At 40.1% G+C, this 16,975-nt stretch carries 17 protein-coding genes and 2 pseudogenes; 2 read left to right on the top strand and 17 right to left on the bottom strand.

The genetic code is table 11. The features are described 5' to 3' along the window. Positions 1-96: 96 nt before the first annotated feature. A pseudogene (locus V471_RS10965) lies at positions 97-348 on the top strand (IS3 family transposase); the annotation flags it as partial. 100 nt (positions 349-448) lie between these two features. Here the strand turns inward: V471_RS10965 and V471_RS07530 are convergent. From V471_RS07530 to V471_RS11095, 14 genes are all read right to left on the bottom strand, one after another. After that, on the bottom strand, positions 449-1,072 hold the full coding sequence (locus V471_RS07530) for an endonuclease III domain-containing protein (protein ID WP_084871350.1): 624 nt from the start codon (positions 1,070-1,072) through the stop codon (positions 449-451). Next, a complete protein-coding gene (locus tag V471_RS07525; RefSeq protein ID WP_045771619.1) occupies positions 1,069-2,589 on the bottom strand; it encodes an ABC transporter permease/substrate-binding protein in 1,521 nt (506 codons plus the stop codon). The genes V471_RS07530 and V471_RS07525 overlap by 4 nt, the downstream gene beginning before the upstream one ends. Then, positions 2,582-3,310: an ABC transporter ATP-binding protein gene (locus V471_RS07520; protein WP_084871349.1), complete on the bottom strand. Its 729-nt coding sequence runs from the start codon at positions 3,308-3,310 to the stop codon at positions 2,582-2,584. Before V471_RS07520 ends, V471_RS07525 begins: the two co-directional genes overlap by 8 nt. Continuing rightward, the gene (locus V471_RS07515; RefSeq protein ID WP_084871348.1) at positions 3,303-4,157 is read right to left on the bottom strand and encodes an SDR family oxidoreductase; all 855 of its coding nucleotides are present in this window, start codon (positions 4,155-4,157) and stop codon (positions 3,303-3,305) included. The genes V471_RS07520 and V471_RS07515 overlap by 8 nt, the downstream gene beginning before the upstream one ends. Positions 4,158-4,175: 18 nt before the next feature. Further along, a complete protein-coding gene (locus V471_RS07510; protein ID WP_002884904.1) occupies positions 4,176-4,625 on the bottom strand; it encodes a MarR family winged helix-turn-helix transcriptional regulator in 450 nt (149 codons plus the stop codon). A gap of 86 nt (positions 4,626-4,711) precedes the next feature. Beyond that, entirely contained in the window at positions 4,712-5,476 is a 765-nt protein-coding gene (locus V471_RS07505; protein WP_049554294.1) for a protein-ADP-ribose hydrolase, read from the bottom strand. Then, positions 5,461-6,294 carry an SIR2 family NAD-dependent protein deacylase gene (locus V471_RS07500; protein WP_084871347.1) on the bottom strand — a complete coding sequence of 278 codons (834 nt, stop codon included), beginning with the start codon at positions 6,292-6,294 and terminating at the stop codon, positions 5,461-5,463. The genes V471_RS07505 and V471_RS07500 overlap by 16 nt, the downstream gene beginning before the upstream one ends. Before the next feature lie 4 nt (positions 6,295-6,298). Next, complete coding sequence (locus tag V471_RS07495) at positions 6,299-6,730, bottom strand: pyridoxamine 5'-phosphate oxidase family protein (RefSeq protein WP_084871346.1); 432 nt, start codon at positions 6,728-6,730, stop codon at positions 6,299-6,301. 178 nt (positions 6,731-6,908) lie between these two features. Next, positions 6,909-7,628 carry an acetolactate decarboxylase gene (gene budA / locus V471_RS07490; protein WP_002883899.1) on the bottom strand — a complete coding sequence of 240 codons (720 nt, stop codon included), beginning with the start codon at positions 7,626-7,628 and terminating at the stop codon, positions 6,909-6,911. Positions 7,629-7,643: 15 nt separating this feature from the next. Further along, positions 7,644-9,320, bottom strand: coding sequence for an acetolactate synthase AlsS (gene alsS, locus V471_RS07485; protein ID WP_045771613.1), 1,677 nt, complete (start codon positions 9,318-9,320; stop codon positions 7,644-7,646). Positions 9,321-9,533: 213 nt separating this feature from the next. Beyond that, complete coding sequence (locus V471_RS07480; protein ID WP_084871345.1) at positions 9,534-9,875, bottom strand: hypothetical protein; 342 nt, start codon at positions 9,873-9,875, stop codon at positions 9,534-9,536. Between the two features lie 98 nt (positions 9,876-9,973). Next, complete coding sequence (locus V471_RS07475; protein WP_084871344.1) at positions 9,974-11,353, bottom strand: hypothetical protein; 1,380 nt, start codon at positions 11,351-11,353, stop codon at positions 9,974-9,976. A gap of 47 nt (positions 11,354-11,400) precedes the next feature. Next, complete coding sequence (gene lepA / locus V471_RS07470; protein ID WP_004182454.1) at positions 11,401-13,233, bottom strand: translation elongation factor 4; 1,833 nt, start codon at positions 13,231-13,233, stop codon at positions 11,401-11,403. A gap of 120 nt (positions 13,234-13,353) precedes the next feature. After that, positions 13,354-13,518, bottom strand: a complete 165-nt coding sequence (locus V471_RS11095; RefSeq protein WP_002883920.1) for a hypothetical protein — start codon at positions 13,516-13,518, stop codon at positions 13,354-13,356. Positions 13,519-13,739: 221 nt separating this feature from the next. Here V471_RS11095 and V471_RS07465 point away from each other — a divergent pair. Beyond that, positions 13,740-13,925, top strand: a pseudogene (locus V471_RS07465) (ISL3 family transposase); the annotation flags it as partial. Positions 13,926-13,998: 73 nt separating this feature from the next. Here the strand turns inward: V471_RS07465 and deoD are convergent. The 3 genes from deoD to V471_RS07450 all read right to left on the bottom strand — a co-directional run bounded on the left by deoD (position 13,999) and on the right by V471_RS07450 (position 16,973). Further along, on the bottom strand, positions 13,999-14,709 hold the full coding sequence (gene deoD / locus V471_RS07460; protein WP_004182452.1) for a purine-nucleoside phosphorylase: 711 nt from the start codon (positions 14,707-14,709) through the stop codon (positions 13,999-14,001). A 306-nt stretch (positions 14,710-15,015) separates the two neighbouring features. Continuing rightward, positions 15,016-15,729: a type 1 glutamine amidotransferase gene (locus tag V471_RS07455; protein WP_045771611.1), complete on the bottom strand. Its 714-nt coding sequence runs from the start codon at positions 15,727-15,729 to the stop codon at positions 15,016-15,018. Further along, positions 15,726-16,973, bottom strand: a complete 1,248-nt coding sequence (locus V471_RS07450; protein ID WP_004182450.1) for a chloride channel protein — start codon at positions 16,971-16,973, stop codon at positions 15,726-15,728. The genes V471_RS07455 and V471_RS07450 overlap by 4 nt, the downstream gene beginning before the upstream one ends. Between the last annotated feature and the right edge of the window lie 2 nt (positions 16,974-16,975).

Raw genomic sequence — 16,975 nt, 5'->3', positions numbered from 1 at the left:
GCGTTTGTCTTTTTTATTTTTTAAATGATTTACTTTATCATCTGGTATTTCCATCCAAAAATCTGATTTGGAGCAAAAAAAAGGGATATTCGCTATTCATTTCACCAATTTTTTGATAGTGAACAAGGAGGCACATACTTTTGGATGACTCTTATACTCCAGTCATCTATGTCATGTAAATACAATAGCCCAGACAACGACATGATGGAATCCTTCTTTAGTATTTAAAAAATCGGAAATGTTTTATGGTTATGAGAAAACGTTTCAGTCACTTGGGAAATTGGAACAAGATATTATTAAAACAACAAACTCATGAAGGTAAAACAAAAAGGACTTAGTCCTATGTAATACAGAACTAAATCCGTTGCTTAAATAAATTGTCTAACTTTAGGTTAGTACAAAATCCGTTTCTTTTGTGGAGTCAAAGGACTACTGTCCCAGGCTCTTTTTATCGTAACCAACTTTCGTCTAACTGGCCTTTACTTTTGCTAAAAGCTTTCCCATGTTCGTCAATGACTGCATGAATCTCCTGGCATTGTTTGAGAGTGAGGCCTTCCAACACATCACTATAAACAGCATGCATGTCATTATAAGTATCAAAGTTTCCAAATCCTAAGCGTCGAAATAGTCTTCTCGCATATTCATCCGAAATAAAAACGGGACGATCAAAAAGATAAAGTAAAAGTGCATCTGCAGTCTCTGGTCCAATCCCTTTTAACCCCAACAGTTGCTTTCGTAAATCTTCTGTTTCAATCCTGGCAAGAACCTCAAAACCACCAACTTCTCTTAACCAGATCAGAAGTCCCCTAATCGTTTGAGACTTTTGCTTAAAAAATCCGGCAGGCCGAATACGTTCCTGTAACTCTTCTAGCGGTAAAGCCAGAATACCTTCTACTGTCATGACATCCATTAGACCAGCTAAAGCCAACTTAGCATTCTTCTCTGTTGTTCGCTGGATCAGAATGGTCGATACCAAATCTTCAATCTTGTTATCCGATTGCCACCAATTTTGTTCTCCATAGTGCTTGCAGAGTCGCAAAAGAGTTTCTTGTATTTCTTTTTGCTTAATCATTTCTTCAATAGTCCTTGTTTTACCAAAAACTCACGTGCGACTTTAGCAGCAGGTTTTCCTTCTACTCCCACTTGGTAGTTCATCTGACTCATTTGGCTCTCTGTGATTTTGCCGGCCAACTTGTTCAGAATGCCTTCCAATTCTGGATGTTTCTTAAGAAGAGCTTCTTTCATGAGGGGTGCTCCTTGGTAAGGTGGGAAGAGGTGTTGGTCATCCTCTAGAACAACTAAATCATATTGAGCAATTTCTGGGTCTGTTGAATAAGCATCTGTTATTTGGATATTGCCTTGTTGGATTGCCTCATAGCGAAGTGCCGGCTCCATGGTAGCTACATTAAGATTTAGTCCATAAACTGATTGAAGCCCTTTGTTTCCGTCTTCACGGTCGTTAAATTCCAACGTGAAACCAGCTTTAAGCTTGTCCTGAACTTTCTTGAGATCAGAAATCGTCTTCAGATTATACTCTTTAGCAATACTTTTCGGAACAGCAATCGCATAGGTGTTTTGATAAGCCATGGGTTTGAGCAAAGCTAGATTATCTTGTTTCTTTATCCCATCACTCGCAACCTCGAAAACTTCTTTGGAGTCGTTGCTGACTTTAGGAGCTGGCTGCAAGAGAGAGCTTGTAATGGTCCCTGTAAATTCTGGATAGATATCGATATCACCCTTTTTAAGCGCTTGATAAAGGAAATCTGTCTTCCCAAAGTTAGGCTTAACCGTCACCGTCATGTCACTATTTTCCTCAATGAGAAGCTTGTACATATTCATGAGAATTTCTGGCTCAGGTCCCAATTTACCAGCTATGACTAGATTTTCTTTCTCTTTCTGAGGCATCATGCTTGGTGCGTAGCTTGCTCCCAAACCAAGGACCATAATAGCGAAAGCTGCAAAAATCGTGCGTAACTTGGCCTTTTCCATCCATTTTAGAACAATATTGAATAAAATAGCAAGAAGTGCTGAGGAAATGGCCCCAATCAGAATCAAGCTATAATTTCTTCGATCAATACCTAGAAGGATAAAGGAACCAAGTCCTCCAGCCCCAATCAAGGCTGCCAAGGTCGCAGTCCCTATAATCATTACCGCAGAAGTCCTTACCCCTGACATTACCACAGGCATAGCCAGTGGAATTTCAAACTTCTTGAGTCGCTCCCACTTGGTCATCCCAAAGGCGATCCCAGCTTCTTCCAAACTAGGGTCAAGCCCACGCAATCCTGTAATAGTATTTTGCAAAATTGGGAATATCGCATAAATGACTAGAGCTGTTAAAGCTGGAAGCGTTCCAATTCCCATAATAGGGATAAAGAGTCCCAGAAGGGCCATGGAAGGGATGGTTTGAAAGACACCAGCGAGTTGCAAGACCCAGTTACTCGCACGTTCGCGCGTGCTAAGATAAATGGCCAAAGGAATTGAGAGGAAAATTGCAATAATTAAGGTCAAAAGAGACAATTGTAAGTGCTGTCCGAGGGCCGTTAACCAGTCCCCAAAACGTTCTTGAAATGTTGAAATCAAATTAGACATGAAGGCTACCTCCAAACAAGTTTGCTACAAAGTCTGTCGCAGGCGCTTCTAAAATTGTTTCAGGTTCTGCGACCTGACGAATTTCTCCATCCTGCAAAACTGCAATTCGATCCCCTAATTTTATGGCCTCATCCGTATCATGGGTTACGAAGATGGTCGTCATGCCGAATTCTTTATGTAAGGCCTTGGTCAATTCTTGCAACTGCTTGCGAGAGATGGCATCCAAGGCTGAAAAGGGTTCGTCCATCAATAGAATTTTGGGTTCCCCAATGATAGCTCGGACAATGCCAATCCGTTGTTGCTCTCCACCAGATAATTCACTAGGCATGCGCTTTGCATACTCTGCAGGAGGTAGGCCAACCTTATCCAAGAGTTCTTCTGTTTTAGAAGCAATTTGCTCCTTGCTCCAGGCCTTCATCTCAGGAATGAGAGCAATATTTTCGGCAACTGTCAAGTTAGGAAATAGGGCAATAGCTTGGAGGACATAGCCGGTACTTAGACGTAACTCCCGTTCATCATAGTCCTTGATGCGTTTCCCATCCATATAGATATTGCCATCTGTCGGCTCCAAAAGACGGTTAATCATCTTTATCATGGTGGTCTTACCAGATCCTGAAGGTCCCACAAGAACCATAAATTCTCCATTTTCAATACGGAGATTGACATCTTTTAAAATGTCCTTTTCCGTGTAGCGCAAGGCTACATGTTTGTATTCAATCATATTTTTCCTCAATAAGTTTTCTGTCTCTAAGAATATCCAATAAGCTACTTGCTGGATGCCCTAGGACTTTTTCGATATCTGTTGAAACCCCAGCTTGTTCCCCAACTTTGATAGCTGTATAGGTGCTGACCCAGGCATCGTACTCCCAAGTTTGTGCTGGCCATTTTTTTCGTGACTCATAGGCTTCTTCTACTGATTCATCTACATACGCGATGGCCTTACCGGTCTCCTTTGAGAGAAGCGCTACGATATCTTGCATAGAAAGATCCTCTGGCCCTGTCAAATTCAAGGTTTGATTTTCCCACTCCTTAGGATTTAAAAGAATTTCTGCGACAACCGTAGATGTGTCCTTACGGGCAACAGCTGACACAAGGCCCCTGCCAGCCGGACCACGAATTTCTCCATTTTCAAGAGCAATATCAATAAAGAAGTCCAAGTAAAAATTATCTCTCAAAAATGTATAGGTGAATCCTAACTTCTTGATATAGGCTTCCGTCTGGGCATGATCTCGAGACAAGGTAAAGGTTGCTTTTTCATCTGCTCCGTAAAAGGAGGTATAGACAATATGCTGCACTCCAGCAAGCTTTGCGGCATCTAAAAAAATCTTGTGTTCCTCAACACGCTCTGGATTTTCCCGAGCAGAGACCATCAATAAGACATCGATTCCCTTTAAGGCCTCAACCACCTCTGGAGTATTGGCATACACCATCTTACGAATTTCCGCTGACGCGTAGACTTTTGCACGCTCTGGGCTTCTTGCCAGATGGATAGAAGAAATTCCTTGCTGATTGACAAGATCAGCCACATAAGAGCCTAATTTCCCTGTTACACCTGTTATTCCAATCATAACTGTTACTTCCTTTCCCTACATATCATTTTCTTTAGCTTTTAGATTTGTGATAATACGCTCTTGATAGGCTTCAAATTCTCGGATTTCTTGATTTGAAAAGCCTTGGTAGAAAATCTCTCCTAGTTCTTTGCTGACACGGTCTCCAATTTCTTTTTGCGCCCAACCAAGTTCGGTCAAAACGACAAACTTCTTGCGCTTGTCCTGGTCACTCTGTTCAATCGTAACCAAGCCCTGGTCAACTAATTTCTTAATCATGCTAGTCAAGGTATTGTTGGCTAGTCCTGAAGCAAGGGCGATATCTGTCGCAGTTGCTCGACCATCTTCTTTTTGCCAAAGCACTGTTAAAATTTTTCCTTGTTCACTTCTATATTGAGCTTCTGGTTCTTTGCTCAAGAGTTTTTGAAAAATACGCCCGTTTAACAATCGAATCTGTAGAGCTTGGTAGCCCCCTAACATCTTGTCCATTATGTCTCCTTTTTGTTCGATATCGAAATATTAAAGTTATTGTATCACTGTCTGTTACATCCGTCAACTACTTCTATATAGAAACATTATTTTTTTAATAATGCTTGATAAATCGTATAATCAATATCTTTAAAAACATTGAATATAACTACCATATCAGGGTGTTCTTTCTGGAACTGTAGAACCGTCTCTATCGCAATCTTAGCTGCCTCTTCATTTGGAAAACGAAATTCTCCTGTTGAGATACAACAAAAGGCCAAGCTTCTCAGACCTTTTTCATAAGCTAAGTTCAAACACTCTTCGTACGAAGAGGCTAACTGCCGTCTTTCCAAATCTGTCACTTCGTCATAGATAATAGGCCCAACCGTGTGAAGGACATAGCGGGAAGGTAGGTTATAGGCCTTGGTCATCTTTGCCTGACCCGTAGTTTCATCCTCTCCTTGCTCCTGCATGAGCTCCTGACAGGCTAAACGTAGTTCAACCCCCGCAGCTGTGTGAATGGCATTGTCAATACAAGAATGATTAGGTACAAAACAGCCTAAAAGCTTACTGTTGACCGCATTGACAATGGCATCGACCGCCAGACGAGTGATATCACCTTGCCACAGGTAGAGATTGGGTCGAATCGGAGTCAAGTCTTTTAAGTCTACAACTCCTTTTTCTAATAGTTTTTCTTGTAAATAACGGTCTTGTTGGTAGAGAAAGTCGGCTGTCACCGGTGCTGGATAGCGGACATTTTGAAGAGCCCGATATAACACTTCTTGCTCCTCTACCTTTTCAGGAATCTCTAGTTCTGTCAATCCTTGCTCGCTTTTTAAAACATCAATCAAATATTCTAGTCTACTAGCCATTGTTGGAGTACCTCCCTCATATCATCGTTTATAGAAATTGTCTTTTCCTTTGTAGCAGCAAAACCTTCAAGATCATCACGATTGAGTCGAATCAAATGGGCCTTTGGAAATACTGCTGTCATTTTCTCAAAAGGATAGCGAATGATGGTCGGCGTATTGTATCCGACACCCAATTCTAAGAAGACAACCTTTTGATCTTCAATCCCTTCTATAAATCCTAGATAAGCTTCATAAGAAGCCTCCCAAGTCTCATTTTGGACAAAAGATTGATCAACACGTAAATGCATGGTCATTTGTGCCCCACAATTTGGACAATACGGTAGCAAGTCAGTTGGAATTTTCAAGTCCTTGATTTCCTTTAGCATCTCCATGACAGCTTCTTCATTATCAAAGACTTCCTGACGACAAGGGACGGAGCACTGCCATTCTCCATAGTTGCCTTGCACTTCAAAGAAATGCTCCGGAGCAAATCCTGTCTTCATAAACTGCCCATCTACATTGGTCGTAATCACAAAATAATCCTTGTCCTTAACCAAGTCGAAAAGATCTCTATAAAGCGAAAGTCCCTCTGGTTGGTAACGATTATGATAGATATGCTTAGCCCAATAACCCCAGCGCTCCTCAGCGGTCTCAAAAGGATAAAATGCTGCAGAATACATATCCTGCATGCCATAACGAGCAATATAATCTTTAAAGAAAACCTCAAAACGTGAGCCTGAGTAGGTTAAGCCAGCCGCTGCAGATAAGCCAGCTCCCGCTCCGATCACAATTTTATCTGCTTCTTCAATGATTTTCTTTGCATCTTGAATCTTTGTCATCTTATCATCCCTCAATTTCAAATCTTGCTTGATAGGGAGGCAATTGCGTCAAATCATAGAAATTGCCTACTGAATTTTTAAAACGAAAGACTTGTAGGTGACTACGTCCCTCCTCCGTCGGATATATCTCATACATGTATGGATTGGCTTTTAACAACTCTTCTAAATGCTCTTTTCCAATCCATTCCACCTGACCGGTTAGGGAAATAGATTTACGATCCATAGTTCCGGCACCTTGAGTCATCCCTGTCACTTCTACACGTCCATCTTCCTTAAGCCGTTTGTAGAGGGGTTTAAAATCGGCAGTCAAAAAATAAACTGTTTTCCCGTCCTCCCACATCATGTCCATAACAGCTGTATGCGGATGTCCCGTTTCATCAACCGTTGCTACTACAACTGAATGAATCTCTTCGACTAGCACTTTCAAATAATCCATTATAAAACACCATGTCTTTCTTTGATTTTTAGTTCCATATCGAACTTTATAGTGCAAATTGTAACACCTTTAATTACATCCGTCAACTACTTCGATATAGAAGTACCTTAAAAAACCAAAAAACTTCCCTAATTATCTAGGAAAGTTCTTTCTATGATTTTTGATGTCTTAAAAAATTTTATTCAGCCTTAGTAATATCTTCACGCATCTCATCGACATTGAATTTAGCAAAAAGATACTGACGGTCTTGAACTGGGAAACGTTGGTCGAGTTGGTCAACTGGACCGACTTCGATAATACCATTTTCAATAACAAAGTCCATAACGTGACCACCAAATGTCAAGTCGTCTGAAATAAAATGGAGGTGATAACCAGCAACACTCACACCGTGGAACATTTCTGGCGTCCAAATACCAACGATAGTACCTGAAATATTATCTACCTCGTACTCAGGTTGGCGTGTGGCAACATCAGCAAACTTAATATCGGCATTTGATTTTGGAATCATGCGCACGTGCATATGTTTAAAATGACCTTTGATTTTGATAGAACGGAAAAGATTGACCCCATCATAATAAGATTCAATACGATCCTCAAGTTCTTTATCAGTCATTTCATAACGTTGACGGAAGATAACTTCAGCTTGGTGAGGTACAACTGCTGCATAAGGTACTTTTTCATCAGGAGAAACTTCTACCACTTCGACCTTACCCTCAGACCCTTTGGCTTGATAGGCTTTACCGTCAAGAACAATCAACTCACCATCGATAGAATCTAATGTTCCGAGACCCAAGTCTCCATGCTCCAACAATTCTCCAACTGTTAAAGTACCTCCATAAAGCCCAGCCATCAAGGCTCCCAAAGTATTATATTGAAATAATTTTATGGCTTCAGACATGTCTACACCCTCTTTTTAGTAAAATTCATCTGGCAAAATAGTTTCGCCGAGTTTAATATTATCTTTGTAGTCGATTGGAACTTCAATAAGGACTGGTCCATCTACAGCTTGAGCCAAGGCTTCTTGAAGCAAGCTAGCAAACTCTTCTTTACTTGTTGCACGATAACCTTTCGCTCCAAAGCTCTCAGCATATTTTACAAAATCTACAGGACCAAAGTCAACCCCAGATGAACGACCGTACTTCATTTCTTCCTGGAATTCCACCATATTGTAATGGCCATCGTTCCAGATAATATGAACAATTGGCAATTTCAAACGAACTGCCGTTTCCAATTCTTGCGCTGAGAAGAGGAAACCACCGTCACCAGAAACAGAAATGACTTTTGTCTTAGGACGAACCAAAGCTGCAGAGATAGCCCACGGAAGAGCAACCCCTAAAGTTTGCATCCCATTTGAGAAAAGCAAATGACGTGGTTCATAAGATTTGAAATAGCGAGCCATCCAAATATAGTGACTACCAACGTCAACGGTGACAGTCATGTCATCTTTGGTTTGGTCTTGCAAAACTTCAATCAAATCTAGCGGATGTACCTTTCCTTCTTCAGGTCGGCGATCAAACTTAACATCCTCAACAACGTTATTCTTCAACCCTTTAAGGTATTCAACTGATCCTTCAGGTAATTTATAACCTTGAATAGCTGGCAAGAGCAAATCTAAAGTTGTTTCAACATTACCAATCAACTCACGTTCTGGCTGGAAGTAAGTATCCACCTCAGCAGGTTCAACGTCAATTACAATGATACGTGCTGAAATTTCAGCATTCCAGTTACGTGCTTCATACTCGATTGGGTCATACCCAATGGCAATAATCAAGTCAGACTTCTTAAGCAACATGTCCCCCGGTTGGTTACGGAAAAGACCTACACGACCAAAGAAAGTATCTTCTTCAAGGTCACGTGACACGATACCAGCACCTTGGAAAGTTTCAACAACTGGCAATTTGACATGCTTCAAAATCTGGCGAATAGAGTAAGTTACGGCTTCTGATGAGGCACCATTCCCCAAAAGAAAGACTGGCAACACTGCATTTTTAATGGCTTGTGCGAGATAGTTAATATCAGAAACAGATGCTGAACCAAGTTTTGGATCTGTCATAGGCTTAATAGCCTTAACACTGACCGGAGCATCGGTCACGTCTTGAGGAATTGAAATAAAGCTTGCACCTGGTTTCCCTGACTTAGCGTGACGATAGGCATTTGCTACCGTTTCAGAAAGGGTGTTAGCATCATGTACTTCAGCAGCATACTTGGTAATTGGCTCAAGCATGGCAACGTTATTCATTGATTGGTGGGCACGTTTCAAGAGATCTGCACGTTTAACCTGACCACCAATAGCAAGAACAGGGTCTCCTTCATCTGTCGCTGTTACCAAACCAGTAGCCAAATTAGAGACACCTGGGCCAGATGTTACCAATACTACACCAGGTTTCCCTGTAATACGTCCAACACCTTGAGCCATAAAAGCAGCATTTTGCTCATGACGGGCAACTATCAATTCAGGTCCCTTATCTTCCAAAGTATCAAAAACTCTATCGATTTTTGCGCCTGGAATCCCAAAGACATAATCAACATCATGGTTGATCAAACTATCAACCACTAAATCTGCACCATACAATTGCTTTTCTTCTGACATGAACACAGTCCTTCTGGCCCTAAAATGATAGAGCCAACTTTCCTTTCAAGTATAAGTCACAAAGTGTCAAAGTCTGCTCGCTTTTTCACAAACTTTCGTCACTTCACAATTCTGTTATCATTATAGCACAGTTTTCAGACAATCTTGTGAAAAAAAGATTGTGAATTTTTGAACTTCTAACACAAAAAGAAACACCTGATTGCTATCAGATGTTCATGAATTTTTTACCTTAGCAAACTCTCGATTGAGATAATTTTGCAAGCCTTCAAAAATCTCTAGTAACTGGAGGTAATTAGACAAACTTGAGCGACCAGGAATGTCAACGACATCCAAAGAAATGCGTTCCAAGTCCTTTTCGTAAAGAATACGGAAGGATACCACTGCTTGATCAGAAAAATAATTTTCCCCTGCCATTATGTAGCACTCATAGATGATGCCAACAGGATTAGCAACCTTCAACTCAATACGAATTGCCCCTAATCCCAAGGCCTCCACTTGCTGAAAACGTTCCAAAATAGCCTGTCGCTGACTAGGAATAAAACTCGTGATATCCATAGTGGCCCTCCCAACATTCCTTTTTGTCTATTATAGCCTAAAGCAGAGAAAAAAGCTTGTGTAGGGTTTGTAGAAGCCACATAGACATTCAAGAACACTTAGTCGCCCCCTTTGTAGTCTCTAAAGTCTGACTTAATACTGGAATCATAATCATGTTTATCCACCCAATCCTTTATATCAGCAAAAGAATGGATATCTTTCTTAATACCAGCACTATCCTCTACAGAAACTACAATTGTATCTTCTTTATTTGTTCCCAACCAATGTAAGATATCATTTGTTTGCTCTTCAGGAGAAAAATAGATTTGTGATTGTCTTTCGTACTCTCGATCTCTATAAGACTCATATTGAGCTAATTGCTTTTTATAGGCATTATAGTCCTTGTCATAATCCTTTTGAACTTTTTGACGTGCTTTTTCGTAAGCTCGATAGTCTTTCTGATAGTCTTGTTGAGCCTTTTTGTTAAGAATCTCACTGAAACTTAAAGTTTTAACAGGAAAAATAGAATCAGGAAAAACATTTAATTCTGAAACTTTCTTTGGTTCACTTGGTTTATCAGGTCCTTTCCTTTTCAATGGCTCAGTTGGACCAGCTGAGAAATCTCCCTCCTTGCCTTGACGGGTCAATACTTTAAATTTCTTTATTGTATTACTATTTGTTGGTGTCTGATTTACAACTACTTGGTAAATATGCTTGACTCCAGGATTGTCATTAAATAGATTAATCTGACTCTCCTCTTTGGCAGTGTCCACATTATCAATATCTATAATAAGATTTAGCTGAGCAGATAAATAGCTGTCCTTTGGGGCTGGGAACTTCCTTAAAAGCTCATCCAAGTTTCCTTCTCTCTTTAAATGTCCCCACATGGTGCTATCATTCATCTGATTTCGAGCAGAACTCTTATCACCAAAATAAAGCAATTCATCCTTACTATAAGAATAATCTGGTAAATTGCTAGTTAAAAATTGGTTCGTATCCAAATTGTAAGCGAATTGCTTGTCGCTTCGAGTATTCCTCAAGAAAACATAATCATAACCATCAATCGTTCTTAAAGACACAGTCAACTCTTTGATTTCCTTAAAATCCTTGGCTTTCTTCAAATATGGGGTCAAATTAATAATTTTCTTTTCAAAATTTTTGTTAATATCATAAACTACGAAATGAGCTTGATGCAGACTACTCATGGTATCGTAATAGCGAACAAAATGATTTCTACCAATCATTTCTGTAGCTACATTATCTTCAGAATTATAGTAAGTGGGTTCTTCATGACTAATGGCAACATATTGTTGACGGCTACCAAAAATCTCATTGGAAGTTACCTTATCTGCTTTTAGGGCCGTCTGTAACTCTTCTACAGCTTTTTCGTGAAATTTATGCTTTGTATAAGCATTTCCTAAAAAGAAAAGTGTGAGTATAGTCGCAGTATAAATCCCTCCACGCTTTGAGAAGGGAAATCTTAAAATCTTCTTTATCATAACTTTTTTACAAAAATAGCCAGAACATCACATTCTGACTATTACTCTTATTTCTCTTCTTCGTCCATTGAAAGCACAGACAAGAAGGCTTCTTGGGGTACTTCCACCGAACCGATGGCTTTCATACGTTTCTTACCGGCTTTTTGTTTTTCGAGGAGTTTACGTTTACGTGAAACGTCACCACCGTAACACTTAGCCAAGACGTTTTTACGAAGGGCTTTAATATCTGTACGGGCAACGATTTTTTGACCGATAGCCGCTTGGATAGGCACTTCGAATTGTTGACGTGGAATGATTTTCTTAAGCTTATCAACGATAAGTTTTCCACGCTCGTAGGCAAATTCCTTGTGAACGATGAAGCTAAGGGCATCGACCTTGTCACCATTAAGGAGAATATCCATTTTCACCAATTGTGAACGGCGGTATTCTGACAATTCATAGTCAAAGCTTGCATAACCACGTGTAGATGATTTCAATTTATCAAAGAAATCAAAGACGATTTCGGCAAGTGGAATCTGATAGATAACATTCACACGATTATCATCAATGTATTCCATGGTTTCAAAATCACCACGTTTACGTTGTGCCAACTCCATAACCGCACCAACATATTCTTGAGGAACCATGATTTGAGCTTTAACATAAGGTTCTTCAATAGCATCAATACGTGTAGGATCTGGGAACTCTGAAGGGTTAGACACTTCAAGCATCTCACCGTCAGTAGTATTAACATGGTAAACTACCGATGGCGCTGTCATGATGAGGTCGATGTTAAACTCACGTTCCAAACGTTCTTGGATAACATCCATGTGAAGAAGACCCAAGAAACCACAACGGAAACCAAAACCAAGGGCTTGAGACGTTTCAGGCTCAAATTGAAGACTGGCATCGTTCAACTGGAGCTTTTCAAGGGCTTCACGCAAGTCGTTATATTTATTTGACTCAATTGGGTAAAGACCTGCAAACACCATTGGGTTCATTTGCTTATAGCCATGGAGTGGCTCAGCAGCTGGATTATCCGCAAGGGTTACGGTATCACCGACACGGGTATCCGCAACGGTCTTAATTGAGGCTGCGATATAACCAACATCTCCTGTCGCAAGGTAATCACGACCAACAGCTTTAGGTGTGAAAATACCAACCTCAGTAACATCAAAGGTCTTGCCATTAGACATCATTTGAATCTTATCGCCTGGTTTAACCATTCCGTTAACCACACGCACTTGGAGGATAACCCCACGGTAAGCATCGTAAACAGAGTCAAAGATAAGGGCTTGGAGAGGGGCTTCAACATCACCTTGAGGTGCAGGCACTTTCTCAACGATTTGTTCGAGAATCTCTTCGATACCAATACCGGCCTTAGCTGATGCAAGCACAGCTTCAGAAGCATCTAGTCCGATGACATCTTCAACCTCTGTACGCACACGTTCAGGATCTGCAGCTGGAAGGTCAATTTTATTGATAACTGGTAAGATTTCCAAGTCATTATCAAGGGCCAAGTAAACATTGGCAAGAGTTTGAGCTTCAATCCCTTGAGCTGCATCCACCACCAAGATGGCACCCTCACAGGCAGCAAGAGAACGTGACACCTCATAAGTAAAGTCCACGTGTCCTGGTGTGTCGATAAGGTGGAAAATGTATGTTTCACCATCTTTAGCTGTATAGTTAAGCTCAATGGCATTTAGTTTAATAGTGATTCCACGTTCACGTTCGAGGTCCATGCTATCAAGGAGTTGCGCCTGCATCTCACGACTTGACACTGTCTCAGTCTTTTCCAAGATACGGTCGGCAAGGGTTGATTTACCGTGGTCAATATGGGCAATAATAGAGAAGTTACGAATCTTCTCCTGTCGTTGTTTTAATTCTTCAATATTTGGCATTTTTATCTTCCTAGTTCTTACTTGTGATTATAAAAAAACTAATCGTTATCTTCTATTATACAAAAAAGACAGGCTTTTGCCTATCTCTAATATCTGCTTTCTGACTGCATTTAGCCCTTCTTATTTCTTAAAAGTATCGTTGTAGTGCTTATTAATAATTGCTGAGCGCTTGTTTTCTGTTGAACTACTTGAAAATGGCCCCAACCCACAGGCTAGTACAACAACTCCTAATAGAATAAGGCAATAAAATGGATGCTCAACAATATAATGTAAAATGTCTGACATGGGAAAGCTCCTCTTAAATCATAATTAATTACGATTATATTATCAGAAATATTATGTTTCATCAAGCAAAAAAAGAGAGCTTTTCGCTCTCCCTTTTATTAAGCCTCTATAATTTCTGTAGTGGGTAAAACCACTGTAAAGATTATAAAGCTTTTTGAATGCAGACAAAAATCCCATAAGAGCTATAATGAAAAGCAACCAAACCATCATTAGGAAAACTTATGAGACTTATTAAGAACGCCACAAAATTAATCGGAACTAAAGACCCAAATATCATTATTTCACTCGTTTTTGAAACTGATACTCACATCAAGATTCATGCAAAACTCGATTATCCTGCACCATTATGCCCTTACCGCCAAGGAAGGATGATTAAATACGGATTTCAAAGAGCTTCTAAAATTCCTCATAGCTACTGGTCTTGTCTTAAAACCTAGACGGACTTGGCAAATGGTAAAAAAGGCTTTTGTCACTAATTCACTAGTCTGCAATTAGTGTTTCAAGACCAACTTTCATCATGTCAGTGAAAGTGTTTTGACGTTCCTCAGCTGTAGTGTCTTCATCTGGATTGACCAAACTATCAGAAATAGTCATGATGGCAAGAGCATCTACTTGGTGTTGAGCTGCAAGGTAATAAAGTGCTGCTGCTTCCATTTCAACAGCCTTCACTCCCCATTTACCAAGCTCAATGTTTTTTTCGAAATAATTTGAATAGAAAACATCAGATGACAAGACATTACCAACATGTGTTGTCATACCAAGGTCTTTGGCAATGTGGTAAGCCTTATCCAAGAGATCGAAACTTGCAATTTGTGGGAAATCGTATTGTGGCCAATCGTTACGGATAATGTTAGAGTTTGTCGCCGCGGCCTGTGCAAGAACTAACTCACGAACGTGAACATCCTCATTCAATGAACCAGCAGTACCCACACGAATCAATTTTTTAACACCATAGTCAACGACAAGCTCACGCGCATAAATAGAGATAGATGGCATCCCCATTCCTGTTCCCATTACTGAGACACGTTCACCTTTGTATGTTCCTGTGTAACCAAACATGTTACGAACCTCATTGAAACATACAGCATCTTCAAGGAAATTCTCAGCAATGAATTTCGCACGCAATGGATCCCCTGGAAGAAGAATTTTATCAGCAATCTCTCCTTGCTTAGCAGCAATATGAATAGACATAATATAAGATACCAAGGGCGTTAAAAAGGCAAAGTAAAAATAGGAAATCCGACAAAGATGCTTCGCATCTAGGAGGATTTATCTTTTTTACACAGCCTCTAGCCCGGGTTCAGTTTCAAACCCGAACTACCCTTCCTTTCTATTTTTTGATGGTAAAGAAGCAGACAGAAAACAAATGAAGATTATCTATTTTCCTAGCTTTCCGCTCGTGTTCAAATCAGAACACATGCTCTACCTTTCTTAATTTTTATTTTTAAATATTTTTCTACTATTATATAGTGGATAAATAACAACTTTAAAAGTGGATTAAGCTTGAGTCAATGAATCAAGGAAATCGTATAACTTTTTGTTCATTTCAGAATAATCGTTGGCACGCAATTGTTCAGGTGTTTGAACAAAAGGTAACTCTTTATTTTGCTTACGTAAATACTCTTCACCATCAGCAGCTATAAGTAAATCAATAGCTTTAGGATCAAACTCTAAGTGTGCCTGAAAGGCATAATGTTTAGGACTGAAGCGAACAATTTGGCGCGGACAACCTTGACTAGTAGCAAGAACAACTGCATTATAAGTCAATCCAGGCATATCACCATGCCAGTGGCCAGTGTTTAGGGTTTTGCCAAAACCTTTGACATGCTCATCCGCTAAACCTGCCTCAGTTAATGTTACAGGGAAAACACCAATCTCACGTTCTGGACTATGCTCGTAATTACCACCATAGGCAACAGATAAAAGTTGAGCACCTAGGCAAACCCCTACAATATAGATATCAGCAGCAATTGCCTTTTGCATAAATGCAATCTCAGCCTCTGGGTCATAATAAGGGAAGGCCTGACGATCCTCATCAGGTGACTGAGGGCCACCCATAACAATTAGAAAATCAATACCTTCAACGGTTTCAGGAAGAAGCTCTTCCTCATATACCTTGGTTGATGTGATATTATGCCCACGGTCTTGTGCCCATTTTAAATAGGCTCCTGGGACTTCAAACGTTTCGTGTAAGATAAAATGAATATTCATTGTTTTTTCTTCCATCTATTTTTTAATATCCTCGATAGTAGACTCGCTAAGATTAGTGGTACTGCTACCAGCCCTCCTTGACCAGTAAAACCTAGAACTAAGGCTATCCCAGTTAGAGGAGCATCTAAAGTTATTCCTAAAAATACGGTTGCACCGAGTAACATTCCTAGAGTAGGATTGAGTGATAAGCCAAAAATCTCAAGACAACTTGTCAATAAGAAACCCAATCCAGCACCTAAAGTAAAGGAAGGGGTTAGGGTTCCTCCATAAGAGCCTGCCCATAAAAGCAAACATACCACAAGTCCTTTGACGACAAGGATAAGAGGTAGGTATGCTGAAACCCCACCTGAAAATAACCATTGTGCTAGCACCTGACCATTTCCCATGATTAAAGGGTATAAAGCTGCAATCCCACCTAGTACTATATAAGATAGTGGCATGGTCCACAGAATGCGTTTATCAGTAATACGACTTTTGCTAGCCTTTTTAGCTAAGAAGCTAAACATCATCGCCAGCGGAGTTATCACTAATACAAGAACAATAACCTGAATCAGACTAGCAGGATCTGAGCTAACTTTACCGACTTGATACATTGCCTCCTTACCAACGATTGGGCGAGCACAATAAGCTGACAAGTAAGTTGTCACAAGAATGATAACAATGTTTTTTGATTTCCAAGCAACACCTAAGGTTTCCAGAACAAACAGTGTACTGGCAAAGGGGACTTGGTAAACCGCAGCTAAGCCAGCGCCTGCCCCGCAAGCAATTAACAATTGTCTATCAACAACATCCAAATGCAAGGCTTTGGAGAGACTACCACCAAATAGAGCACCTAATTCTCGAGGCGCTCCTTCTTTACCAATTGAGGAACCAGCTCCAACGATTGCAACCTGCATCAAAGCATGTAGACTTTGGCCAAGAAAATTTGGACTCTTCTTACCAACGAGTTGCTTAGCCTTACTAATAGAAAGGAGGGACACTCGTCTCTGAAGGAAATACCAAAATAAACTAGCCAAAACACCTACTACAAGCAATACTGCAAATCGTCGAAAGGGACTTACAGAGTTAAACTGTGACAATAAATTCGATTTATCATTACCAAATACAAGAATTTGTATAAACTCCAAAAGGTAATGACAAAGGATGCCTACCAAACCTGAAGCAATACCGGTTCCAAAAACAGCTAAACTTAACCTAATAAACTTGGGTAATGACGTTATATGTTTTATTCCCCGAGCAATCATAT

This window comes from Streptococcus salivarius (assembly GCF_002094975.1).
In the GTDB taxonomy this organism is placed as follows: domain Bacteria; phylum Bacillota; class Bacilli; order Lactobacillales; family Streptococcaceae; genus Streptococcus; species Streptococcus salivarius_D.
The sequence above is the reverse complement of the archived record's forward strand: the minus strand, read 5'-3'. Positions and strand labels throughout refer to the sequence as shown.